This is a genomic window from Pseudomonas sp. GW821-FHT07B01, from assembly GCF_059419065.1.
In genome coordinates this window covers 124,821-147,340 of the sequence record NZ_JBWKRA010000012.1, presented here as the reverse complement: position 1 = coordinate 147,340, position 22,520 = coordinate 124,821, and the positions used below count along the sequence as shown (strand labels likewise).

The following is a 22,520-nucleotide window of genomic DNA, read 5'->3' as shown; positions in this document are numbered from 1 at the left end:
AGCTCTCCACACCCTAATCAGATAGCCAGTGACGTTCGGCGCTTAGTGACAGCCTGCGATGCGACATCCCGAGCGACAGGGCAATCGATATGGCAGTCTGCTATTACTTTGACCATCCATGCCAGAAACTGCTTTACGGCACCTGAACGCTCACGCCCCGGCACGCACACAGCTGAAAACTGCGCGCCCGGAATCTTGATCTCGGGTCTGTAAGGAACCAGCAATCCATTCGCAACATAGTCTGCCGCCAAGACCGTGCTCGCCAGCGTCAAGCCATGCCCGGCAATAGCGGCCTGGAGCGCAAAATGCTCATCATTGTATTCACGATAGACCGCGTTTGATAGCCAACTTTCATGATTCGCAGCCGCGCACCAGGACGCCCAACTAATTGAAGCGGGCGATGACGTAGCCCAACGTATATTTATAAGTTTCAACGAAGTTTCAACTTCCTCTTGCCTCCAGTGGGCATGAGAGAAAACACCAAACTGTTCGCGCATAAGCGCGTGGCTGTACAAGTCTGGAAAATCGCGAAACCCACAACGAATCGCTAAATCAACAGATGAGTCACGAAACAAATCCACCACTTCATTACTGGTTTCAACACTGACATGAATGTCTGGATGTTCACTATAAAATTTCGCCAGCCGGGGAATCAACCATAAAGACGCAAATGCCGGCGTGGTAGAAACTCGGAGTGTGTTGGAGTCGGCGGGTGGCTTGAGCGAAGACATACTACCGCTTATATCCAGAAACGAAAGATGCACCTTTGAATATAGCCTCTCACCGTTCGCTGTGAGTTGAACACCGTGGGGAGTGCGCACAAAAAGCATACTGCCCAGTAAGTTTTCAAGTGTTTTTATTTGTTGTGATACTGCCGCTGGGGTAACAAACAACTCCGCGGAGGCTGCTTTAAACCCACCGAGTCTTGCGGCAGATTCAAATGCACGAATGGCTGTCAACGGCAATTTTGCGAACATTAATCATCCCCCTTCCATGGTAAAAAAACTAAGCCAGGCTTACTTTATCTGATTTGCCTTCGCTTTCATAGAAGTGAATTCTAGGCTACGCCACCTAGCCGGTAACAGGAGGCGCGTCGATCGAGAATGTCGAGTCCATACTGACTGCGCTTGCGGATTGACGAAATTCTTTAGTCTAACTAAATGACACTGGCCTATATACGGTCTATCCCTGAGTGCACTTCAGCGTTCATGGAGTAGGTCTCGTTGCGCCTTTTTTAGAGCACATGGTGCATTCATGGAAAAGAACATACCTATCATTGACGTCGGTAGTTTGACGCAGGGAGCAGAGATATCACCACGTCTAGTAAAGGAGATCGACAACGCGTGCAGGGAGGTCGGATTTTTTACCGTTGTCAATCACGGTGTAGATAACACGCTTATTTCAACTGTCTTCTCTCAAATAGAATCGTTTTTTGACCTGCCTGTTCAGGCCAAGGAAAAAATCGAAATTCATAAATCCCCCTATATGCGTGGCTACTTTAGCGAAGGCGCTGATAAGTCGGATGGCATATTGGGCGATGTCAAAGAGGGTTTTGACATGGCCGCGGACTTGTCGCTTGACGACGAGTTCGTAAAAGCCAAATTACCTTTTTACGGCCCCAATGTATGGCCAGAGGAATTACCCGACTTCAAGCTTGCGATGACGGAATATCACTCGCAAATGCTTACGTTCGGAAAAAAACTGCTAAACGTGTTTGCCCTCGCGCTCAATATGCCGATCGATTACTTCGATGATAAATTCAAGAAGCCGATGGCCCAATTGAGAGTCCTGCGTTATCCCTCCACTCAATATACGCAGGGAGCGCCGATGGGTGCTGGAGAGCATACAGACTTCGGCTGGATAACCATGATCTCGGAAAGTGCCACCGGGGGGTTGGAGGTACAGAGTGCCAACGGCACCTGGATCAAAGTCAAACCCATCCCAAATGCCTTTGTCGTCAATGTCGGGGATCTAATGTCTCGCTGGACGAATGACCGTTACAAGGCAACGCTGCATCGAGTGATAAATACCTCTGGCAAATTACGCCATTCGGCGGCGTTTTTTATGGATCCAGACTACACCGCCAAAGTGGAGTGCCTGCCCAGCTGTTGCGCAGACGGCAGTCCTGCGAAATACAGAGCGATCATCGCGGGTGAGTACATGGACCAGAGGTTCTTGGAAACCACCACATTTCGTGAACTTGAACCCAACTAGTAGGAGTATTGAACGTGCTAGGTAAAGAATACACATTCTATCTATCAGCGATCGTAGCGATACTGGGCACCGTGGGCTATCACATGCTCATGAAGAAAATTCCGTCTACGATCAACCCCTTGGTTTCAATTGTCAGCATTTATGTGGCGATCGTTATCCTGTCCACCTTGATGCTGCCATTTTTTTTGGGCAGTGGAACGTTACTCGCGGGCTTGAAGCAAATGACCTGGCTTCAGGGAGGCATCGCGTTTTGCATCTTGATGATGGAAATCGGTTTTTTGATGATGTACCGCAGTGGATGGGACCTCAGTACGGGCAATATCGTTACCGGCGCAATTATCAATATTGCGCTCGGCTTCATCGGGGTATTCCTGCTTAAAGAAGGACTCTCTTATTTAAATATTGCCGGTGTTTTATTGTGCATCGTCGGCGTGATACTGATCGGCTACAAATCCAGTAGCAGCGAACAACCCGTGGACGCGGATACGCACGCTACGGTCTCGCTAGTACCACCCTCACTGGCGCCACATGCAACGGCAAAAGAACCCTAGCCAGCCGTACGCCTGCAATACATCTCTGGCATTGTGTATGCACACATATTCAGACCCCGCCGTTAGTTCCACATGCGCACGGAAGTGATTACACCTGTCCAGGCATGATCGGTTGTTCAATGCTAGCGCCCAAACCAGCTCAATAAGCGTTTCAGTGATTTTGCTCTTGAAGGTGATGAGATGTCTTTACTGTATGCTGATAATTATCTGCGCGCCATCAAAGACGCCAACGTGAAAACCCTGCTTATTTCAATAGCTAAAGAGCGAAGACTGTTGCCATCGGTGATGATACTAAGTGCAATAGCATCCTTCACTGCAGGGGGCATATTCCTGGCGTATACTCAACAGATCGTTGCGGTACTCGGTGCGATTATCTTGATTGCCCTTGCCAAAATCTGGTCCTGGTACCTGAGCCACGATTGCGCGCACAATTCTGTTTTCAAGTCGAAGAAAGTCAATTCTGTCATCGGAGAGTTGCTGTCTTTCCTTAACGGCCTCTCTTTCTTTTCATTTGAAGCCTATAGAAAAGATCATGTTCGCCATCATGCCGAAAAAATTGATATTGGTGGGTTCGATAGTGGTCACTTTGCTGTCGCTCATCCGAGGCTATTCAGTGCAATCATTGTTGCAGAAAAAATATACCTTCCCGCCCTCTACTATGTGATCAAGCTTACCAATATTTACTCCGTGATATTCAGTGGCAGCAGGCGCGAAGTTGCAAGGGGTATTGGAAGCCTGTGCATTTACGTTGTAGCCTTCGCTACGTTTGCCCGGTTCTCCCTGATACTTGTGGTGGTATGGCAAGCCTCCTCCTTCCTTAGGATACACATCGTACGATTCGTCGACTGTTTCCAGCATTCTTTCCAGCAGGTGTATACGGCGGGAGAAAAGCTAACCCATGGAAAACACTACGAAATCCAGAATACCTTCTCCGTACCGGTGGCAAGAAAGTTTACCTTCCTTAATCTGATTATTTTGAATTTTGGTTACCACGCGGCCCACCACTGCTTTCCAACATGCCCTTGGTATATGTTGCCACAACTGGAAGCTGCCATAACCAAACAGTTGAGGCTTTACGGAATAACGGAAACAAGAGAAGAAAGCACGCCATTCTTCAACTTCATGACTGCCTATCATCGTGGGCGGTTATCAAGAATCATCAGCACCGATGAAGGACAACCCTATGATGCTGATGGCCAATTTAACACCCATCATTTCACCGGTGCGTACACAGATAAGCTCTTAGGTTGAGTCACCCACTCAGGTCGGGCCTTATCAAAGCATGGACACTGTCAGGTCGTGGATACGGAGACCCCCACCTCAGCACTTGAAAGTCGTAACTTACTTATAACTCAACTCATGACAAATCAATCAGATCTATAAAGGAGTGCGTGTGGACGATTCATGTGCAGACGCCAACAGCTTCTGGCTGACGGCTGTTGAAAAAGAGAGTATTCGGGACGCGCTCATAGACATTTGTTACGAGCCAACGGGAGGGCGAGACTACATCCACCTCATTCGCATGACCGCTTACCAAAAGTTCCCCGCGCGGCTTCTAAAAAAGCTTGAATCACTTAAAGATGACGATGCTTCTTATTGTGTATTTGAGAACCTTCCGATTGACGACACATTTGGCAGCCCGCAAGGCGACGCTAATAGCTTGAACTTCAAAAGTGGTTATCTTTCTGAAAATGTGCTGGTTGCCCTGGGCAGTTTGATAGCGGAGCCCTACTCCATCAAGCATGAGGGGCCAAAACTGGTCAATGACTTGGTACCGCATCCGGAGGCCGTAGGCGAGTATACCGGCAACGGTTCGGACCTGGAGTTGGACCTGCACACCGAAAATGCCTTTCAGGCTTATGACTCCCGTGGAGACACCTCGCCGCTGGCTCTTCTGCTTCTCGGCGTTCGCGGTGACCCTGCCGGGGTGGGCCCGAAAACCTGGGTGGCCGATGCGAGGGAAGCCCTTCAGGTTCTGGAACAGGCCGATATTGAAATCCTATATGGCAAACATTTCATCATTCGTCAGCCCTACCGCTGGAGGAACAGTACCGCAGGCGCGAAAGAAACTCATGTATACCCAATTCTGAGCGGTCCACTGACTCACCCTAGAGTCACTGCTGCGTTTTACCCGGACATGGTAATTGCCGCTGATCACGAAGCACAAAATACCCTGTTGAGGTTTTACCACGCGCTTAAAAGCGTAGCGCGGCCGCTGGACATTCAACCTGGCAAGTTGGTGTACATCAACAATCGTTTCATGCTCCATTCGCGTGACAAGTTCACCCCCAGTTTCGATCCAGAGGGGCATGCGTATCGTTGGATCCAGCGTTTGTTCATCACGAACAACTTGTGGAACTTCCGCTCATTCAATAAGTGTGGCGCGCGAATCTTCGAACCCGTTACTCGATGATATAAAGAGATAAATTAAATGTCGAACCATAAGCCATATACGTCAATTATTCATAATATAGGCACTTTCCTCACGGGTGATCTCGCGACTCCACTCATTACAGCAGATACCCTCGTCAGTGTTGATGGCATGATCACCTACGTTGGTCAGGCAGTAGATGTAGATTTTTCACACGCAGACCTGCTGATTGACGCCAAACAAAGCACGGTCATGCCAGGCTTGATCGACAACCACACTCACCCGACCCTGGGTGAGTACAGCCCGCGCTCTGGCAACCACAATTGGATCTGGCACTCCTTGCAGGGCGGCGTGACGACCATGATCTCTGCCGGGGAAGTGCACGTTCCGGGGCTACCGACCGACCGGGTCGGTACTATCGCCATGGCAATCGCAGCGCAGCGCTCTTTCTCCAATGCGCGCCCTAGCGGAATAAAAATGGAAGCCGGCGCGCCACTGCTCAACGATGAGTTTTCGGATGAGGATTTCGCCGCAATGGTTGCTCAAGGCATCAACCAACTGGGAGAGGTCGGGATAGGGCCGGTCAAGTCAGTCAGTCGTGCAGCTGAATTGGTCAAAATGGCTCGCAAACACGGCATGACCTCCATTACCCACACGGGCGGTCCTTCAATTTCTACCTCCCAGAGCATGGGCGCAGAAGAGATCCTTGAAATTGCACCCGATATCATCGGGCATATCAATGGCGGCTATACCGCACTGGCACCCAGCCAAATCAGATGCCTGTGTGAAGGCTGTCTGGGTGCCCTGGAAATCGTACATAACGGCAACGAGTTCGCGGCGGTCACCACCCTGAATTACGCACGAGAAATGGACCAACTGGACCGTATCGTCATTGGCACGGATTCTCCTGCCGGATGTGGGGTTCCCGCGCTTGGCATGCTCAGGGCAATTGCCTTGCTCAGTAGTTTTGGCGACGTTCCACCGGAAAAGGCCGTCTGCTTCGCAACGGGTAACACCGCCAAGGTGAGAAAGTTGAATCGCGGGATTCTGGGCGTCGGAAGAGAAGCCGACATTCTGATCGCCTGTGGGCCTTTGGGAGGAGCGCAACCCAGCGTACTTGGAAGTTTCAGCAGTGGTGACCTTCCAAGTATTACCTCGATTCTGATCGATGGGCGCTTGGTCGTGAGGCAATCCAGGAACTCGCCACCGCCATCTGTCACACCTGAAATAACTCTGCGTACCTAATAGCAGCGTCCCGAAAGGGACGTCGCCTCGAGAGCACTCATATGCATAGAATTCTGCCCGAAATTACGCGCAGAGGGCCTACCGTACTCGCATGCGGTTGCGCAATTGGATTGGCTATTCCCTATCTTGCAGACTTGGCGAGGCCATTGCTCCCCGTCATGGTTTTCATATTTGTCCTGGGCACTCTCCTGCGTATTAACAACGCTGAAGTCATCACTGCAGCCAGAAACTTGAAAATATCCCTGATATTTCCAGCCCTGATGGTGGTGGCTTGCCCTTATATTTTTGGAATGCTTTCGCTTTACCTCACCGGCAATCAAGAACTTTCCCTTGCGATAGCCATCGCTGTCGCCGCCCCGCCCGCCAGCGGAAATGCAGCCGTCGCGAGAATGCTCGGGCTTGATCCTTCCATGTCACTGGTGACTGCGCTCTGCTCAATGGCAATCATCCCTGTCACCGCTCCGCTGATACTCCACCTATTCGCTGATGGCCTTTCACTCTCCTTGAACCCCGTTGATCTGGCGATCCGACTGGCCGTATTGATAGGAGGCGCCGAAGGCGCTGCTATTTTGATACGTCGTTTTTCGCACACCTTTGTCGCCACGCACGGCCTGGCTATTGACGGTATTGTCGTCATCGCGCTTTTCCTCTTTGCAGTAGGCACGATGGCGGGCATGCAGCAGGTAATTCTGGAGACCCCTTCGTTGGCCATCTCAATGATCGCCATCGCCTATTGCATCAACGTCTGCCTGCAGCTTCTCATGGGCTGTTTATATCCCGGGTCATTGATCGCCAAGTTCACCATGGCACTCAACGGTGGCAATAGAAATGTTGGGCTATTATGGTCTGCTCTTGGTGTCAGCTTATCTCCCACAATGGCGTTGTATTTTGCATGCTGCCAACTGCCTATTCACACCATGCCGAAGATACTGCAGTTTGTTTTACCCAAAGTTGAAAGCTATTTGAACAAACTGGTTTTAAGCAAAAATCGAATCTGAGCTATTACTGCCTGGAACTGCATAAAAATGATACTCACGCCAGAAAATATCAGGCTGATTGCCGAACGCTCTTCGCTGGAGACTACTGCCTGCTCTTGTATTCGGGGCTTGTCGCAGGGGTGGGAAACCTTACCCAAAACACTCGAGGCGAACAGCCTGTTGCGCTTCATAGGCGAAATCTCGACCGATAGGGCACAAGAACTCAGCCTTGAGGAATACCACCCGAACGGTACCCATTTCTGGTCTGAAGACGCGCCTATCTGCTTTGATTTCTTTCCTTATAATATTTCAAGCATCTGGGGCTGTAAGTGTTGCGCGCGAGCATTCCTCAGGTTTACAGAAGCAGGCGCCTATCACTCCGAGCAACGCATCCGTATTTTGCGTGCGTCGCTGATTGGCAACCCCGTTCAAGAAGAGCACGTTCAGGATTAGCCGTTCTTGAGCCGCCCCCCTCCTGCCCCTAACACGGGTATAAGCCTCAGGCTTTATTCGCTACCAACCCGCGATCACTCATGAATGCCTCCAGTCGCGAGCGCATCCAGCGTTCCGCCGGGTCTGTGTCAACGTGGCTGAGCCACACCATGGACAAATCCAGGGTCGGGGTTTCGAACGGGAACGGCTCGCAGAACAGATTCCCGCTGGCGGCCATGGCCTGGGCGGTGTAATCCGGCAGGCTGGCGATCATGTCGGTGCCGGCAAGCAAGGCCGGCAACGAACTGTATTGCGGCACCGAGAGCACTACATGGCGTTTGCGCCCCACCTCTGCCAGCCACTCATCGGCAAACCCGGCCACATTGGCGGTGTGGGACACCAGCACGTGGGGCCGTGCGCAATATTCGTCAAGGGTCAGCGGGGTGTCCGAGGCATCGGCGCGCAGCAGGCACGGGCGGATGTGCCGCAATAGCTTGCGCTTGGCATTGGCCGGCAACCCGCGGGTCTGGGTGATGCCGACGGTAATGTCGCCAGAAGCCAGCAGGTCGGGAATGCGCCAATAATCCACATGCTGCACCACGAACACCACCTGCGGCGCTTCCTGACGCAAGGCCCGTAGCAAGGGTGGCAGCAGGCCGAATTCAACGTCATCGGACAGGCCGATGCGGAAAGTCATGGTGCTGATGGACGGGTCGAAATCATGGGTCAGGCTCAGGGCCGAAGACAGCGAGTCCAGGGCCGGCGACAGGTGCTGGATGATCTCCTCGGCGCGCGCCGTAGGCTCCATGCGATGGCCGACACGAATAAACAGTGGGTCGTTGAACAGGGTACGCAGGCGGTTGAGGGCCGAACTGATGGTCGGTTGGCCGAGAAACAGCTTCTCCGCCACCCGCGTCACATTGCGCTCGAGCATCAGTGCTTCAAAGACCACCATCAGATTGATGTCGGCCTTGCGTAATTCATTGCGATTCATCGGCGCCTGCCCCTTTCCCCAAGACAAGCGGCAGTTTAGGAAGGCTGCGGGGCTGCGTCTATGTGCGTACTGCTCAATAACGGGTTGGGGACGGTAAATCTGCGTTTGAAGGTTGCCGCTGCGCTTAAAAATGTGGGAGCGGGCTTGCTCGCTCCCACAATTAGACCGCGGTTACCTGACTCAAGGCTTGAGCGGAAACTCCTGGTCACGCTCGGAAAGCTCGGTGCCATCGTCCGGATGCTTCCAGGTTTGCGGCTTTTCGTCTTCGCGCTGCCGCCGGGGTTCTTCACGCTCCGGCTCGTTGTGCTGCTTGTGTTCGTTGCCCATAACGGCCTCCGCCCATAAGAATTGGAAACAGCTTCAAGCATAGGACACGGCGGGTTGTTTTGAAGCCGAAATGGATTGATAGCCAATACGCATCAATTCATCCAAATTAGTCACTTATCATTTCTAAATGTGTCAGCCACTATCCCAAGTCTTAAGCGAAACAAGCACTTTAAAAAGAACGCTGGAGACACAAAACCATGACGACCCCTTCCCGGCCTGCGGCTGCCCCCTCGAAAGTAGGCGCGGTATTGCGCGTTACTTCGGGCAATTTTCTCGAACAGTTCGACTTCTTTCTGTTCGGTTTCTACGCCACCTATATCGCTGCCGCGTTCTTCCCGGCCGCTAATGAGTTTGCGTCATTAATGATGACCTTCGCCGTGTTCGGCGCTGGCTTCCTGATGCGTCCATTGGGCGCGATTATTCTGGGTGCCTACATCGATGACGTGGGCCGTCGCAAAGGCTTGATCGTGACCTTGTCGATCATGGCCAGCGGTACGCTACTGATCGTACTGGTGCCGAGTTATCAGACCATCGGCCTATGGGCGCCGTTTCTGGTGCTGCTGGGGCGCCTGCTGCAAGGTTTCTCGGCCGGTGCGGAGCTGGGTGGCGTGTCGGTGTACCTGTCCGAAATGGCCACGCCGGGCCGTAAAGGCTTCTACACCAGTTGGCAGTCGGGCAGCCAACAGATCTCCATCGTCGTCGCCGCGGCCCTGGGTTATGGCCTGAACGTGTGGATGGAACCTGCGGTGGTGGCCGATTGGGGCTGGCGTATTCCGTTCGCCGTCGGCTGCGTGATCATTCCGTTTATCTTCGTGTTGCGTCGCAACCTGCAGGAAACCGAAGAGTTCGCCAACCGCAAGCATCGCCCGACCATGCGTGAAGTGATGGCGACCCTGGTGAAGAACTGGACCGTGGTCATCGGCGGCATGCTGATGGTGGCCATGACCACCACCGCGTTCTACCTGATCACCGTGTACGCGCCGACTTTCGGTAAAACCGTGCTGCACCTGAGCACCTCGGACGCCCTGCTGGTGACCTTGCTGGTCGCGATTTCGAACTTCTTCTGGCTGCCGATCGGCGGCACGTTAAGCGACCGCTTCGGCCGCAAACCGGTGCTGATTGCCATGACAGTGCTGACTGTCCTTACGGCTTATCCGGCATTGTCCTACGTGGTCAACGCACCAAGCTTTGCGCACATGCTGGAAACCCTGCTGTGGTTCTCGTTCCTGTATGGCATGTATAACGGCGCGATGATCCCGGCGTTGACTGAAATCATGCCGGTGGAAGTGCGTGTGGCGGGTTTCTCCCTGGCCTACAGCCTGGCGACAGCAGTGTTCGGTGGCTTCACGCCAGCGATCTCCACCTGGTTCATTCACATCACCGAAGACAAGGCTTCACCTGCGTATTGGATGATCTTCGCCGCACTGTGTGCATTGTGCTCGACCCTGGCGTTGTATCGCCGCGCCAATACCCGTGGCCAAGTCCTGCAGGAGGCCGCGCAATGAAGCCGCTGTTCAAGACCCTCACCGCTGTCGTCCTCGGCACCCTGGCGCTGGCCGCCCAGGCTGAGCAACTCAAAGTCATGACCTCGGGCGGCTTCACCGCCGCGTATAAGTTGCTCGGCCCGCAATACGCCGAGCAAAGTGGTGACACCCTCGAGACCATTCTTGGCCCGTCCATGGGCAAGGCGCCGGAAGCGATTCCCAACCGCCTGGCCCGTGGTGAGCACGCCGATGTGGTGATCATGGTCGGCTATGCCCTGGACGAATTGATCAAACAAGGCAAAGTCGACCCCGCCTCCCGCGTGGAATTGGCGGACTCGCGGATCGGCCTGGTGGTGAAGGAAGGTGCGGCCAAACCTGCGATCAATACCGACGCCGAGCTCAAGGCTGTGCTGAGCCAAGCCAAATCGGTGGCCTATTCGGATAGCGCCAGCGGCGTTTATGTCGAGAAGGAATTGTTCAAGAAGCTCGGCATGCCGGCCAAGGGCACCATGATCCAACGCGTGCCGGTGGGCGAACAGGTGGCCAAGGGTGATTACGAGGTCGGCTTGCAACAAGTGGCAGAATTGTTGCCAGTCAAGGGCGTGACGTTTGTGGGCAAGATCCCGGAAGACGTGCAGTCGGTGACGCGCTTTGCCGCGGGCATTCCGGTAAACGCCGAACACCCGGAGCAGGCCAAGGCGCTGTTGCAGTTCATGGCATCGCCCGAGGCCCAGCCGGAGGTGCAATCCACCGGCCTGGACTCGGTGTCACGCTGACCGGAACGGCATCTCCCGCACCAAACGCTCCAACTCCAGCGCCGCCGGTGGCAACGTCCGCCCGCGGCGCTTGATCAAGCCCACATTGCGCAACACCTGGGGCTCCACCAGCGGCACACTGACCAGAATCGGGTGAGTGTGCGCCGGCATCGCAATCGACGGCACCATCGCCACGCCCAGCCCCGCCTCCACCAGTCCGATCATGGTGGTCACATGGTGCGTCTCGCAGATACTCGGCTTTTTCACCCGCACGCCACGCAGGGCCTGGTCGAGCAGGAAGCGGTTGCCCGACGTCTTATCCACCTCGATGTAGTCATGCTCATAGGCCTCGGTCCAGCTCACGCTGTCACGCTCAGCCAACGGGTGGTCACGCCGACACGCCAACACATAGCGCTCCTGCAACAGCAACTCGAATTCCACCTCATCGGCCAGGCTGCCGCTGAAACTCACACCAAAGTCCGCCTCGCCGCTGGCCACCGCATTGCACACCTCGCCGGCACTGGCATCCAACACCCGCAGGCGAATCTTCGGGTACAGCTTATGGAATTCGGAGATCACGTGGGGCATGAAGTAGTACGCGGTAGACGGCACGCAGGCGATGGTGACGTTGCCCATGCGTGTGGACGCGACGTTGCTGATGCCCATCAAGGCGATGTCCAGATCATCGAGCATTCGCTCCACCTGGGGCAAAAACGCACGCCCGACCATGGTCAGGCTGACCCGCCGTGTGGTGCGTTCGAACAGCTTTACATCCAGTGCGGATTCGAGCTTTTCGATACGCCGGCTGAGGGCCGGTTGCGAGATACGGATGGCCTCGGCAGCGCCACGAAAACTGCCCTTGTCCACCACGGCGCGGAAAGCTTGGAGGTCGTTGAGGTCGAAGTTGATGATCACGGGAGGCAGGCCAAAGGTGGTCGAGGTGGCGAGCATTATCGTATGGGAGCCGGTGGGACGCCATGTGTGCCGAGACGGTTTGCCGAGATCATCCTGTTACACATATGAAGTCATACATATCAGCAGGTTATCGGCCGCCTGCGGCCACGCGATCGCCAAAACGGGTCAATACTGGGGGCCTGACCTACACAACTGGAGACGTAGCAATTCATGGAAACCTACCCCTTCTGGATGGACGACGAGGCGCCTGGCATCGGCATCGATCAGTTGCTTCTTGCATCGCGCCAATGGTCGAGTAGGATTGAATCCTACTTAACCCTGGCGGATAACCCCATGCGCTCAACCCACCAAATGAGCATCACCTTGCCCCTTGAAATGGCTGCCCTGGTCAAGGCCAAGGTGGCTGCTGGCGAATATGCCAGCGAAAGTGAAGTGATTCGCGACGGCCTGCGGGTGTTGCTGGCGCGTGATCGTGCCATGGAGGATTGGCTCAGAGCCGAAGTCATCCCCGCAGCGACCGCCCTTGAGGCGAAGCCTGAGCTTGGGTTATCGCCAGAACAGGTCCGCGAACATATGGCCGCAAGACGTCAGCGCAAAGGCACAGGGGAAGCGTGAGCTACTCGGTAGTTTTCTCGCCCGAGGTCTTGGCGCAACTCGATGCCCTCGAAGACTACATCAGCGATGTCGGCTCCCCTCCTGTAGCGGCGCGTTTTATCGACAAACTTGTCAGCTACTGCGAAAGCCTTGCCCTGTTTCCCTTGCGCGGCATGCACCGTGACGACCTGCTGAAAGACTTGCGCATCACTCACTATCGTCGCAGCACCATTATTGCGTTCAGGGTGAAGCCTGACTTCAAAACGGTATCGATAGTGGGGGTGTTTTACGGCGGGCAAGACTACACGGCGTTGTTGCATGCAGATGAGAACGAACACCCGACAAGGGCTGAAAAGCCTGCTGAAAACTGATCACCAGGCTTTTAGCGTTCAAACATCCTTTAATGAAGGGCCTGATAGCGAGTTCCAAGCCGCTGGTGCACCGAAAAACGCCTGGGCATTACTGTCCAACGTTTCCAAGTGATACCCGCCTTCCTGCACGATTACGCAGGGCAGCCCCAGCGCACGAATGCGGGCTCCCAACCGCGCAAAACCCTCCCGCGTCACCGCGACTTTGCTTTGTGGGTCCAGCTCATAGATATCGAAGCCCAGTGACAACACCAGCACATCCGCCGAGAAGTCCTTCACCGCTGCCAGGGCCTGCTCCAGGTTTTCAAAGAACACCGCTTCGCTGGCACCATGGGGCATCGGCAGGTTGAGGTTGTACCCCTCGCCGGCGCCGTTGCCTTTTTCCTCGCCAAAGCCTGCCACGCCAGGATAGAAGTTGGTCGGGTCGCCGTGGATCGACACATACAGCACGTCGTCGCGGTCGTAGAAAATTTCCTGGATGCCCTGGCCGTGATGCATATCGGTATCGAGCACCGCGACACGCTGGAAACCCTGGCGCAGCGCTTGCGCAGCCACGGCCGCATTGTTGATGTAACAGAAGCCACCGGCCGCGTCGAAGCGGGCGTGATGGCCCGGCGGCCGGCACAAGGCGTAGGCGGCAGGGGCGCCATCGAGGATGTCTCCCGCTGCGGCGATGGCGCTTTGGGCTGACCAATAAGCCGAGCGCCAGGTCAATTCACCGATGGGGCAACTGCCATCGGCCAGGTAGCGTGCCGCCTGAGCCAGGATGCCGCGCAAGGCATTGGGTTCACGCACGAAGATGTTGGACATGACTTCGTCGCCCCAGTCTTCGGGAATTTCTTTCCAGCGCTGGTGAGCTTCTTGAAGAAAAGCCAGGTAGTCGCCGCCGTGCACCGCGAGCAACGGCCCCATACCGTAATCGGTCGGTTGCTGGATATCGAAGCCCAGGGTTTGCGCAGCCAGCAGCAGGTTGCGCGCACGCTCGGGAACCTCCTGGGGCGTGCGCATCTGGCCGCGGGAGTAGTAGCTACGCGGGTGATGCAGGAGTTGTTCGGGGTGAAAAAACGTCTTCATGAGTTGCTCCTGGATAAACACAGAATCTGTGGGAGCTGGCTTGCCTGCGATAGCGGTGAATCAGGCAGTAAATTGTTCTCTGACGGTCCGCTATCGCAGGCAAGCCAGCTCCCACAGGGGTGCGGCGTCGGCCTTTAGAAATGAACATGCCCGGCGCGTTTCAAGACGGCGTTGAGCAAGACATCGGTACCCTGGCGCACATCGTCGGGCAAGACATCCTCGGCTTCGTTGTGGCTGAGGCCGCCGACGCAGGGGATGAAGATCATCGCGGTGGGGCAATAGCGCGCCAGGTGAATCGCATCGTGGCCGGCGCCGCTGACGATGGTCTGCTGGCTGTAGCCCAAGCCGTCCACCGCAGCCTGCACGCAAGCCACGCACTCGGCGTCGAACGGCGTAGCCGGGCTGATCCAGTGAGGCGTGATGGTGACGCTCAGGCCACGGTTGTCCGCGATAGCCTGCAGGCGTGCACGCACTTGCTGCTCCATGGCGTCGATGTCGGCGTCGCGGTGATGGCGCAGGTCGACGGTAAAGTTGAGCAAGCCGGGGATGGTGTTGCGCGACGACTTGGCGATGCTCAGTTCACCCACAGTGGTAAGGCCCTGCGGGGCAAAATCGGCAGCGAGGTTTTCCAGGGCCTGGATCATTTTTGCCGCGCCGTACAGCGCATCTTTACGCAACGGCATCGGCGTGGTGCCAGCGTGCGCGGCCATGCCTTCGACCCGTACATCGAGCCAGCGAATCGCTTGACCACCGGTGACTACGCCGATGCTGTTGGCGTTGTCTTCCAGAATCGGGCCTTGCTCGATATGCGCTTCGAAATACGCATCCACTGCGCCACCCAACGGGCGCTCACCGTTGTAGCCGGTGGTGCGCAACGCCTCGTTCACGCTGATACCGTCTACATCAGCGGTTGCCAGTGCCATGTCCAGGGCAAGCGTGCCGGTGAACACTGCCGAGCCCAGCATCGCCGGGGTGAAACGGGCGCCCTCCTCGTTGGTCCACACTGCAATTTCCAACGGCTTGCGCGTCTGGATGCCGTGGTCGTCGAGGCTGCGGATGACCTCCAGGCCAGCCAACACGCCGTACACCCCATCGAAGCGTCCGCCTTCGGGCTGGGTATCCAGGTGGCTGCCCATCATCACCGGGGCGGCGTCATTGTCGGTGCCCGCGCGGCGGGCGAACAGGTTGCCGATGGCATCCACGCTCAACGTCAGGCCGGCTGCTTTACACCAGTGGCTGAACAGCTCACGACCGGCCTTGTCTTCAGCGCTCAACGCCAGGCGGCAGCTGCCACCGCGTGCGGTCGCGCCGATCTCGGCCATGTCCATCAGGCTACGCCACAGGCGCTCGCCATTAATCTTCAACATTGCTGACTCCCTCAACTGTGTGCCATTTCCAGGCGGTGGGCCGTGGCATGGCGGCGGGACAAGGCCAGTACGCACACCAACGAAACCGCCGCGATCACGCTGTAAAACACTGCCATCGGCCACCATTGGCCCAGGTATTGATGGGCCAGCCAGGTGCCGATCAACGGTGTCAGGCCGCCGGCCAGCGCGCCGCATACCTGGTAAGCCAGGGAGATCGCGGTGTAGCGCACACGGGTTTCAAACAGGCCGCTGACAAAACCTGCGATGACGGCGTAGAACGACGCCATGCAGACCACCGCCAGGGCAATGCCGAGGATGATCAACGGTGCCTGAGCGCTGCTGACCAGGACGAACATCGGGTACGGCGAGGCCATTGCCAGCACGCACATGGCGCACAGAAACCGCGTAGCGCCGACCTTCTCCGCCACCCAGGCGGCTAGCGGCTGGACGCAGAACTGAATAATGGCGACGAAGAACAGGCATTCCAGAATCAACGAGCGCGGCAGATTAAGTTGCTGAGTGCTGTAGGCAATCATGAAGGTGTTGGTGAAATACACGCCGGCAATCCCCAACGTATTGGCGCCAATGCACAACAACAATGGACGCCAAGCGGTCTTCATCACTTCCAGCACGGGGGCTTGGTCCTGCTTGATCGCTCGCGCTTTTTCCGCCAGAGCCTTGTCTTCGAGGAACTCCGGCGACTCGTTCACACCCAGGCGAATCGCGAGGCCGACGATCAACAGCAAGGCACTGGCCAGGAACGGCAGGCGCCAGCCCCAGCTGAGCAGGTCCTCTTCAGGTAAACGAGTGACGGCACTGAACGCTAGCAAGGAAAGAATCAAACCGGCCGGGCTGCCCAACTGCGCGAAGGATGCAAAGAAATTACGCCGCCCTTTCGGCGCGTGCTCGCCAGCCATCAACACCGCCCCACCCCACTCGCCGCCAACCGCAATACCCTGCACCACCCGCAACAGGATCAACAGCACCGGTGCGGCAGCGCCGATCTGGGCATAGGTCGGTAACAGGCCGATGCACACCGTGACCACGCCCATCATCACGAGGGTAATCACCAGGGATTTCTTGCGGCCGATGCGGTCGCCGATATGACCGAACACGATGCCGCCCAACGGCCGCGCAAAAAAGCCGACGGCGAAGGTGCCGAACGCGGCCATGGTGCTGAACAATTTATCGTCGGAGGGGAAGAACAGTTGACCGAACACCAGCGCTGCAGCGGTGGCATAGATGTAAAAGTCGTACCACTCGATCATGGTGCCGATAAAGGCGGCGGCCGCAGCACGGCGAGGCTGCGGCGAAGCGGAAGGCTTCATGGGGCTGGCTCCTTTGTTTATTTTTTTGGCAGGAGAAAGTCAAACCGGTGCGCTCTGGTGGCGCTCGTTAAACCCGATTTTTCGGCCAGGGGCTATGATTAGTCAATTTTCTATTTATTATCTTGATTATAAGAACTGCTTATTATCGAGCGCCGCCATGCCCGAGTTCCGCCGCGATATTCACCCTCTGCTCAATGACCGCCTGGACTGGAACCTGCTGCGCACCTTCCGCGTGATCGGCCAGGAACTGAGCATCAGCCGCGCCGCCGCCCGCCTGCATCTGACGCAACCGGCCATCAGCCAGGCGCTCAAGCGCCTGGAAGAACAGCTGGATTGCCAGCTCATCCTGCGCCGAGGCCCGCGCTTCGTGCTCACCGAAGCCGGTGAGCAGATCTTCGCCATTGCCGGAGAGATGTACGGCCAGGTCTCGCAGATGAGCAACGCCCTGCAAAAGCCGGGTGATGAAGTGATCGGCAAAGTGCGCTTGCTGATGATCAGCCGGATTAATTCCGACACTTTCGATGACTTTCTCGCGGGTTTTCATCGCGAACATCCACGGGTCGATCTGGAAGTCGAAGTGATGCGCAGCTCCGACATTGTCGCCGCGCTGCTGGAAAAAACCGCGACCCTGGGGCTCAGCCTCAATCGCCGGCCACAACCGCGCCTGGAACAGCATCTGTTTCTGCGTCAGCGTTATGCGTTCTTTTGTGGAAAACACCACCCATTGTTCGGACGCACTGGGTTAGTCGAAGGGGATCTGCAATCGGAGAATTTCGTGAGTTTTACCAGCGACCAGATTGGCGGCATGTTGTCGCCGCTGACTATTTTCCGTGATCAGCAAGGGTTTGGCGGGCGGATTGTGGCGTCGTCATCCAGCCTGGAAGAAGTGCGGCGCCTGGTGATTGCTGGGTATGGCCTGGGATGCCTGCCGGTTCATGTAGTGGCCGAAGATGTGCAGAACGGGCTGCTCTGGCGGCTGCCGCCGGATGAGGGCATTGCGGATGTGGATATTCACGTGCTTTGGAACCGGGAGCAGAAGATGAGTCGGGCGGAGGGGGTGTTTATTGAGTGCCTTTTGGAGCGGTTGGCCAGAACATAATTGGCCGCATCCGAGTGCGCCAAAAAGCAGTTACAACTCACCCGATGCGCACCGAAGCGCGCACGGCTAGGATTGCAGCGAACTAAGCCAATGGCGTACATTAGCGATGATTTTTCATTGAGACATCGGTCTTCACACGTCGCGTTAAAGAATTGATCGACGAAGATGCCTACACGGCCTTTCAGAACGTGCTTGTAGTGAATCCCGCTGCAGGCGATGTGATTGAGGGTACGGGCGGTATCCGCAAAATACGAGTAGCAGCCAAGAGCCATGGTAAACGAGGCGGGGCACGTGTGATCTATTACCACTTCGCCTCGGCATCACAGATTGTTTTACTGATGATCTATCCCAAAAATGAACAGCAGGACTTGAGCGCCGACGAACGCAAGTCACTGAAGGCTGCGATTGAGCACTGGAGATAGCTATGAGCCGACTTTTTGATGAATTGATGGAAAGCGTTCAAGAGATGAACGAGATCCTGCGCGGAGAACGGGAGCCATCCCGTGAATTTCATGTCGACTCAATGCGAGTTAAAGAGATCCGTAAGGCAACAGGGCTGACCCAGGCTAAATTCGCAGCGCTGATTGACGTTCAGCTCGGTACGTTGCGCAACTGGGAGCAGGGTCGTCGCGAACCTACTGGGCCGGCAAAGGCGTTGTTGAAAGCTATCCATAACGACCCGGTACATGTACTGAACGCGCTGGCTAGCTAAAATAAAACTCCCCCCCTGCACCTTAAACATCGTCATAACCGGAAAAGCTCGGAGCTGACTCAACTTCGGGCTTTTTCGTTTGTGATGCTGAGTGAGGACTCTTCAAAAACCTCACATCGATAGCACTGATGATTACTATCGAAACGAGCGCCTGCTCGATTGCCAGCACTGATTCCTATAATCGCCCCCAGCTTCCCTCTCCTGCGTCTGACTTCAGGCGACTTTCACCTTGGAACCCCACACCATGCCAAGCGCGAGCCAGGCCCCTAGCGGCCTTCCCGAACATAATCAACAAAGCGTCAAACAGCAGTGGCTGGCGATTCTTTCGGTCGCCGTGGGTGCCTTTGCCCTGGTGACCAGCGAGTTTCTGCCGGTGGGCGTGCTCAACGACGTCGCCAGCGACTTGGGCATCAGTGCCGGCCACGCCGGTTTGATGGTGACATTGCCCGGCATCATGGCCGCCCTCGCCGCGCCGTTTCTGTCGGTCAGCATTGGCGCCATGGACCGTCGCTACCTGCTGATTGGCCTGACACTGGTGATGATCATCGCCAACTCGGTGGTGGCCTTTGCCACCGATTTCAGCCTGCTGCTGTTTGGCCGCGTATTGCTCGGCATCAGCATCGGCGGCTTCTGGGCCACCGCCATTGCCCTCAGCGGGCGGCTGGCGCCCAAAGGCGTTGGGGTTGCGAAAGCCACCTCGATCATCATGATGGGCGTGACCCTGGCCACCGTGTTGGGCGTGCCGGTAGGTACATGGCTCAGCGGCCTGATGGGCTGGCGCATGACCTTCCTGGTCACGGCGTTGGTGGGTATTCCGGTGCTGTTGGCACAAATTTTCCTGCTGCCGCGACTCACCCCGGAGAAAGCCATTCAGATCCGTGACCTGCCGGCTTTGTTTATCAACCCACAAGCACGGGTTGGGTTGATCGCCGTGCTGCTGATCGGCCTGGCGCACTTTGCCGCGTACACCTATGTCGCACCGTTTTTCAAACACAGCTCCGGCTTCGACGGCCCGACGATTGGCTCGCTGTTGTTGCTGTATGGCGTGGCTGGCGTGCTGGGCAATATCTTCGCCGGCTTTGCCGCCAACCGCAGCGTACGCAACACCCTGTTGCTGGTCGCGCTGATGATCGGCACCAGCACCGCGCTGTTCCCCTACTTCGCCACCGGCATGACCGGCGCGGCGATGCTGATCGCCCTGTGGGGCTTCGCCTTCGGCGCGTTCCCGGCCTGTGCGAGCATCTGGATGTTCGTCGTGGCGCCCAAGGACGTAGAGCGTGGTATGCCGCTGTTTGTGGCGCTGTTTCAGGTGATCATTGCCCTGGGCTCGTTCTTTGGCGGGCGGATCGTCGACCAGATGGGCAGCTCGGTGTTGTTGAGCCTGGCCACGGTGTTGGTGGGTTTCGGATTTGCGACCGTGCTGGTGTTGGGACGCAAGGTGAGTAATAGCCTGGTGGCGCAGCCAGCCTGACCGGGTTGTAGGCGCGAAAAAGCCTGCTGAGCATTGAGCTCAGCAGGCTTTTTTCGTTTCAGGGAGCAGGTATTTATTTGGCCGTGGGGAAATCATGCTCGAGGACAGCATCCACCAAGGCTTGCGCGTTCTCGATCAATTGAGCCAGGGCCATGATCACGGGCGACTTCGTGCTGACTAGATCTTCGGCGCATTGGTAGGCGGATTGAAGGGCGGATGAGAGGGTTTCGGTGGCGTTTATAAGGGTTTCTTCGGTGCCGACATCATCGGCTACGCAAAAGATTTTGCGTGCATGCCCTTCGGTAGAATCAGCGGTGATCTTATTCATGATGTAACCCCAGCCAACGCAACCCTGCACGAAAACTGCCGAACCTGCACAACGTAAGCACCTGTTTCGGAAAAGCTTGGTAACCAGAATCCCCACCAGGAACCTTGTGTGCATAAGCCTGCAAGCTAGCCTCAAAAGGTCGCCGCCGTGGCGACATACTGTCAAGGGTGCTGATATGCCAACGAGATATCGCGATGCGGTCACAGGTGAATACGTAACTGAGCAAGAGGCGAAGAAAAGACCAAGGGAAACGGTGAAAGAAACCGATAAAAAGCGCCCGGCAAAGCCGACGGCCAAAAAGTAGGATCAACAGATGAGAGCGACTGCCGTATGTCCAGACAGACTTGCCAATGAAACCCGATTGCTCCAATGTAATGACCAACGTCATTACACAAGGAGCTATCCCTTGGCATCTATCAACATCCGTATCGATGACGACCTGAAAGCTCGCGCCTACCTGGAGCTGGAGAAGCTCGGTGTCACCCCTTCCGAACTGATACGCCAGGCGCTGCAATATGTTGCCGAACGCGGCCAGTTGCCATTTAAGCCTGTGCTGATGACTGAAGAGGATGAAGCCTTGATGGCGACCGTACGTGAGCGTCTTGCATCGCCTCAACGCGTAAGGGTTTCTTTGGATGACCTATAGCCTTGATTTTGATGCGCGTGCATTGAAGGAATGGCAGAAACTCGGCGACACCCTCCGTCAGCAACTCAAGAAGAAGCTGGTCGAAGTCCTGAACAACCCACGTATTGAGGCTAACCGCCTACATGGGCTGCCTGACTGCTACAAGATCAAACTGCATAGCAGCGGGTACAGGCTGGTGTATCAAGTGATAGATCAGGAAGTTACGGTGTTCGTGGTCGCCGTCGATAAACGTGAACGAGATCAGGCTTATCGCAAAGCGTCTGAGCGCCTTGATCAGCGTTAGGCAGGACTACAACAATTCCCTGAAGCAGCCGTTAATAAAGGCTGAAAACGAAAAAGCCCCGCAGTTTATTCAGCTACGGGGCTTTTTCTATGTAATGGCGGAGAGATAGGGATTCGAACCCTAGGTACCGGTGAAGGTACAACGGATTTCGAATCCGTCCCATTCGGCCACTCTGGCATCTCTCCAACGGCGCGCATCATAACAGCATGATTGATGGATGCAAAGCGCAGAAGCGATTTTTTCCGTGCTATCAGATGCTTGCGTCGATTACAGCGGTACGCCGAGACGATTGGCGACTTCTTCGTAAGCTTCGATCACGTCACCGAGGCCCTGGCGGAAGCGGTCTTTGTCCATCTTCTTCTTGGTGTCCTTGTCCCACAGGCGGCAGCCATCCGGGCTGAACTCGTCGCCCAGGACGATGGAGCCGTCGTGGAATACGCCGAATTCGAGCTTGAAGTCCACCAGCAACAGGCCGGCGTCGTCGAACAGCTTGGTCAGCACGTCGTTGACCTTGAGGGACAACTCCTTCATGCGCGCCAGTTGCTCAGCGGTACCCCAGCCGAACGCCACGACGTGGGATTCGTTGATGAACGGGTCGCCCTTGGCGTCGTCCTTCAGGAACAGTTCGAACGTGTAAGGGTTGAGCTTGAGGCCCTCTTCCACGCCCAAGCGCTTGACCAGGCTGCCGGCGGCGTAGTTACGCACGACGCATTCCACCGGGATCATGTCGAGCTTCTTGACCAGGCACTCGTTGTCGCCCAGCAGTTTGTCGAATTGGGTCGGGATACCGGCCGCCTCGAGTTTCTGCATGATGAAGGCGTTGAACTTGTTGTTCACCATGCCCTTGCGATCCAGCTGTTCGATGCGCTTGCCGTCGAACGCCGAGGTGTCGTTGCGAAACAGCAGGATCAGGCGGCTGGCGTCGTCGGTCTTGTACACCGACTTGGCTTTGCCGCGGTAGAGTTCTTCACGTTTTTCCATGATG

General features: G+C 56.0%; 26 protein-coding genes and 1 tRNA gene. 17 read left to right on the top strand and 10 right to left on the bottom strand.

Features of this window, described 5'->3' with window-relative positions; all coding sequences use genetic code 11:
* Window positions 1-17 precede the first annotated feature (17 nt).
* Window positions 18-977, bottom strand: coding sequence for a LysR substrate-binding domain-containing protein (locus AC07S6_RS15590; protein ID WP_495112594.1), 960 nt, complete (start codon window positions 975-977; stop codon window positions 18-20).
* A gap of 277 nt (window positions 978-1,254) precedes the next feature.
* On the opposite strand from AC07S6_RS15590, the gene AC07S6_RS15585 reads away from it, so the two are divergent.
* The 7 genes from AC07S6_RS15585 to AC07S6_RS15555 all read left to right on the top strand — a co-directional run bounded on the left by AC07S6_RS15585 (window position 1,255) and on the right by AC07S6_RS15555 (window position 7,811).
* The gene (locus AC07S6_RS15585; protein ID WP_197882908.1) at window positions 1,255-2,214 is read left to right on the top strand and encodes an isopenicillin N synthase family dioxygenase; all 960 of its coding nucleotides are present in this window, start codon (window positions 1,255-1,257) and stop codon (window positions 2,212-2,214) included.
* A gap of 14 nt (window positions 2,215-2,228) precedes the next feature.
* Window positions 2,229-2,765, top strand: a complete 537-nt coding sequence (locus AC07S6_RS15580; RefSeq protein WP_495112593.1) for a hypothetical protein — start codon at window positions 2,229-2,231, stop codon at window positions 2,763-2,765.
* Between the two features lie 180 nt (window positions 2,766-2,945).
* Window positions 2,946-4,016, top strand: a complete 1,071-nt coding sequence (locus AC07S6_RS15575; RefSeq protein WP_495112592.1) for a fatty acid desaturase family protein — start codon at window positions 2,946-2,948, stop codon at window positions 4,014-4,016.
* Between the two features lie 142 nt (window positions 4,017-4,158).
* Window positions 4,159-5,178 carry a TauD/TfdA family dioxygenase gene (locus AC07S6_RS15570; RefSeq protein WP_197882916.1) on the top strand — a complete coding sequence of 340 codons (1,020 nt, stop codon included), beginning with the start codon at window positions 4,159-4,161 and terminating at the stop codon, window positions 5,176-5,178.
* Window positions 5,179-5,196: 18 nt separating this feature from the next.
* Window positions 5,197-6,381: an amidohydrolase family protein gene (locus AC07S6_RS15565; protein WP_197882918.1), complete on the top strand. Its 1,185-nt coding sequence runs from the start codon at window positions 5,197-5,199 to the stop codon at window positions 6,379-6,381.
* Window positions 6,382-6,422: 41 nt separating this feature from the next.
* A complete protein-coding gene (locus tag AC07S6_RS15560; RefSeq protein ID WP_034126598.1) occupies window positions 6,423-7,379 on the top strand; it encodes a hypothetical protein in 957 nt (318 codons plus the stop codon).
* Window positions 7,380-7,406: 27 nt separating this feature from the next.
* Entirely contained in the window at window positions 7,407-7,811 is a 405-nt protein-coding gene (locus tag AC07S6_RS15555) for a hypothetical protein (RefSeq protein WP_495112591.1), read from the top strand.
* 46 nt (window positions 7,812-7,857) lie between these two features.
* On the opposite strand, the gene AC07S6_RS15550 is transcribed toward AC07S6_RS15555, so the two are convergent.
* Together AC07S6_RS15550 and AC07S6_RS15545 are read right to left on the bottom strand one after the other, a co-directional pair.
* Entirely contained in the window at window positions 7,858-8,784 is a 927-nt protein-coding gene (locus AC07S6_RS15550; RefSeq protein WP_003189553.1) for a LysR substrate-binding domain-containing protein, read from the bottom strand.
* 180 nt (window positions 8,785-8,964) lie between these two features.
* Window positions 8,965-9,111, bottom strand: coding sequence for a hypothetical protein (locus AC07S6_RS15545; RefSeq protein WP_164919346.1), 147 nt, complete (start codon window positions 9,109-9,111; stop codon window positions 8,965-8,967).
* Window positions 9,112-9,308: 197 nt separating this feature from the next.
* On the opposite strand from AC07S6_RS15545, the gene AC07S6_RS15540 reads away from it, so the two are divergent.
* Together AC07S6_RS15540 and AC07S6_RS15535 are read left to right on the top strand one after the other, a co-directional pair.
* Window positions 9,309-10,616, top strand: coding sequence for an MFS transporter (locus tag AC07S6_RS15540; RefSeq protein WP_014717456.1), 1,308 nt, complete (start codon window positions 9,309-9,311; stop codon window positions 10,614-10,616).
* On the top strand, window positions 10,613-11,371 hold the full coding sequence (locus tag AC07S6_RS15535) for a substrate-binding domain-containing protein (RefSeq protein ID WP_495112590.1): 759 nt from the start codon (window positions 10,613-10,615) through the stop codon (window positions 11,369-11,371). The genes AC07S6_RS15540 and AC07S6_RS15535 overlap by 4 nt, the downstream gene beginning before the upstream one ends.
* Here AC07S6_RS15535 and AC07S6_RS15530 read toward each other — a convergent pair.
* Window positions 11,363-12,265, bottom strand: coding sequence for a LysR family transcriptional regulator (locus AC07S6_RS15530; RefSeq protein WP_020301045.1), 903 nt, complete (start codon window positions 12,263-12,265; stop codon window positions 11,363-11,365). The genes AC07S6_RS15535 and AC07S6_RS15530 overlap by 9 nt on opposite strands.
* Window positions 12,266-12,475: 210 nt before the next feature.
* Between AC07S6_RS15530 and AC07S6_RS15525 the strand changes: the two genes are divergently transcribed.
* Window positions 12,476-12,880, top strand: coding sequence for a ribbon-helix-helix domain-containing protein (locus AC07S6_RS15525; protein WP_495112589.1), 405 nt, complete (start codon window positions 12,476-12,478; stop codon window positions 12,878-12,880).
* Entirely contained in the window at window positions 12,877-13,230 is a 354-nt protein-coding gene (locus tag AC07S6_RS15520) for a type II toxin-antitoxin system RelE/ParE family toxin (RefSeq protein WP_495112588.1), read from the top strand. Before AC07S6_RS15525 ends, AC07S6_RS15520 begins: the two co-directional genes overlap by 4 nt.
* An 18-nt stretch (window positions 13,231-13,248) precedes the next feature.
* Here the strand turns inward: AC07S6_RS15520 and AC07S6_RS15515 are convergent, their stop codons facing one another.
* The 3 genes from AC07S6_RS15515 to AC07S6_RS15505 all read right to left on the bottom strand — a co-directional run bounded on the left by AC07S6_RS15515 (window position 13,249) and on the right by AC07S6_RS15505 (window position 16,996).
* On the bottom strand, window positions 13,249-14,301 hold the full coding sequence (locus tag AC07S6_RS15515) for a histone deacetylase family protein (protein WP_495112587.1): 1,053 nt from the start codon (window positions 14,299-14,301) through the stop codon (window positions 13,249-13,251).
* Window positions 14,302-14,435: 134 nt separating this feature from the next.
* Window positions 14,436-15,668 (bottom strand): Zn-dependent hydrolase, encoded by a 1,233-nt coding sequence (locus AC07S6_RS15510; RefSeq protein WP_197880201.1) that lies wholly within the window; start codon window positions 15,666-15,668, stop codon window positions 14,436-14,438.
* An 11-nt stretch (window positions 15,669-15,679) separates the two neighbouring features.
* Window positions 15,680-16,996 carry an MFS transporter gene (locus AC07S6_RS15505; RefSeq protein WP_495112586.1) on the bottom strand — a complete coding sequence of 439 codons (1,317 nt, stop codon included), beginning with the start codon at window positions 16,994-16,996 and terminating at the stop codon, window positions 15,680-15,682.
* A 157-nt stretch (window positions 16,997-17,153) separates the two neighbouring features.
* Between AC07S6_RS15505 and AC07S6_RS15500 the strand changes: the two genes are divergently transcribed.
* From AC07S6_RS15500 to AC07S6_RS15485, 4 genes are all read left to right on the top strand, one after another.
* Window positions 17,154-18,095, top strand: coding sequence for a LysR family transcriptional regulator (locus AC07S6_RS15500; protein ID WP_133633373.1), 942 nt, complete (start codon window positions 17,154-17,156; stop codon window positions 18,093-18,095).
* A gap of 152 nt (window positions 18,096-18,247) precedes the next feature.
* Window positions 18,248-18,517, top strand: coding sequence for a type II toxin-antitoxin system RelE/ParE family toxin (locus AC07S6_RS15495; RefSeq protein ID WP_495112585.1), 270 nt, complete (start codon window positions 18,248-18,250; stop codon window positions 18,515-18,517).
* 2 nt (window positions 18,518-18,519) lie between these two features.
* Window positions 18,520-18,807 carry a NadS family protein gene (nadS, locus tag AC07S6_RS15490; protein ID WP_014717446.1) on the top strand — a complete coding sequence of 96 codons (288 nt, stop codon included), beginning with the start codon at window positions 18,520-18,522 and terminating at the stop codon, window positions 18,805-18,807.
* Window positions 18,808-19,051: 244 nt separating this feature from the next.
* On the top strand, window positions 19,052-20,278 hold the full coding sequence (locus AC07S6_RS15485) for an MFS transporter (protein ID WP_197880204.1): 1,227 nt from the start codon (window positions 19,052-19,054) through the stop codon (window positions 20,276-20,278).
* Window positions 20,279-20,351: 73 nt separating this feature from the next.
* Here the strand turns inward: AC07S6_RS15485 and AC07S6_RS15480 are convergent, their stop codons facing one another.
* A complete protein-coding gene (locus tag AC07S6_RS15480; protein WP_495112584.1) occupies window positions 20,352-20,606 on the bottom strand; it encodes a DUF6124 family protein in 255 nt (84 codons plus the stop codon).
* Between the two features lie 406 nt (window positions 20,607-21,012).
* Between AC07S6_RS15480 and AC07S6_RS15475 the strand changes: the two genes are divergently transcribed.
* Together AC07S6_RS15475 and AC07S6_RS15470 are read left to right on the top strand one after the other, a co-directional pair.
* On the top strand, window positions 21,013-21,252 hold the full coding sequence (locus tag AC07S6_RS15475; protein WP_014717442.1) for a type II toxin-antitoxin system RelB/DinJ family antitoxin: 240 nt from the start codon (window positions 21,013-21,015) through the stop codon (window positions 21,250-21,252).
* On the top strand, window positions 21,242-21,535 hold the full coding sequence (locus tag AC07S6_RS15470) for a type II toxin-antitoxin system RelE family toxin (RefSeq protein ID WP_168224225.1): 294 nt from the start codon (window positions 21,242-21,244) through the stop codon (window positions 21,533-21,535). Before AC07S6_RS15475 ends, AC07S6_RS15470 begins: the two co-directional genes overlap by 11 nt.
* Before the next feature lie 95 nt (window positions 21,536-21,630).
* Here AC07S6_RS15470 and AC07S6_RS15465 read toward each other — a convergent pair.
* Both AC07S6_RS15465 and purC read right to left on the bottom strand, forming a co-directional pair.
* Window positions 21,631-21,720 (bottom strand) — tRNA-Ser (locus tag AC07S6_RS15465).
* Window positions 21,721-21,802: 82 nt separating this feature from the next.
* Window positions 21,803-22,516: a phosphoribosylaminoimidazolesuccinocarboxamide synthase gene (purC, locus tag AC07S6_RS15460; RefSeq protein WP_197880207.1), complete on the bottom strand. Its 714-nt coding sequence runs from the start codon at window positions 22,514-22,516 to the stop codon at window positions 21,803-21,805.
* Between the last annotated feature and the right edge of the window lie 4 nt (window positions 22,517-22,520).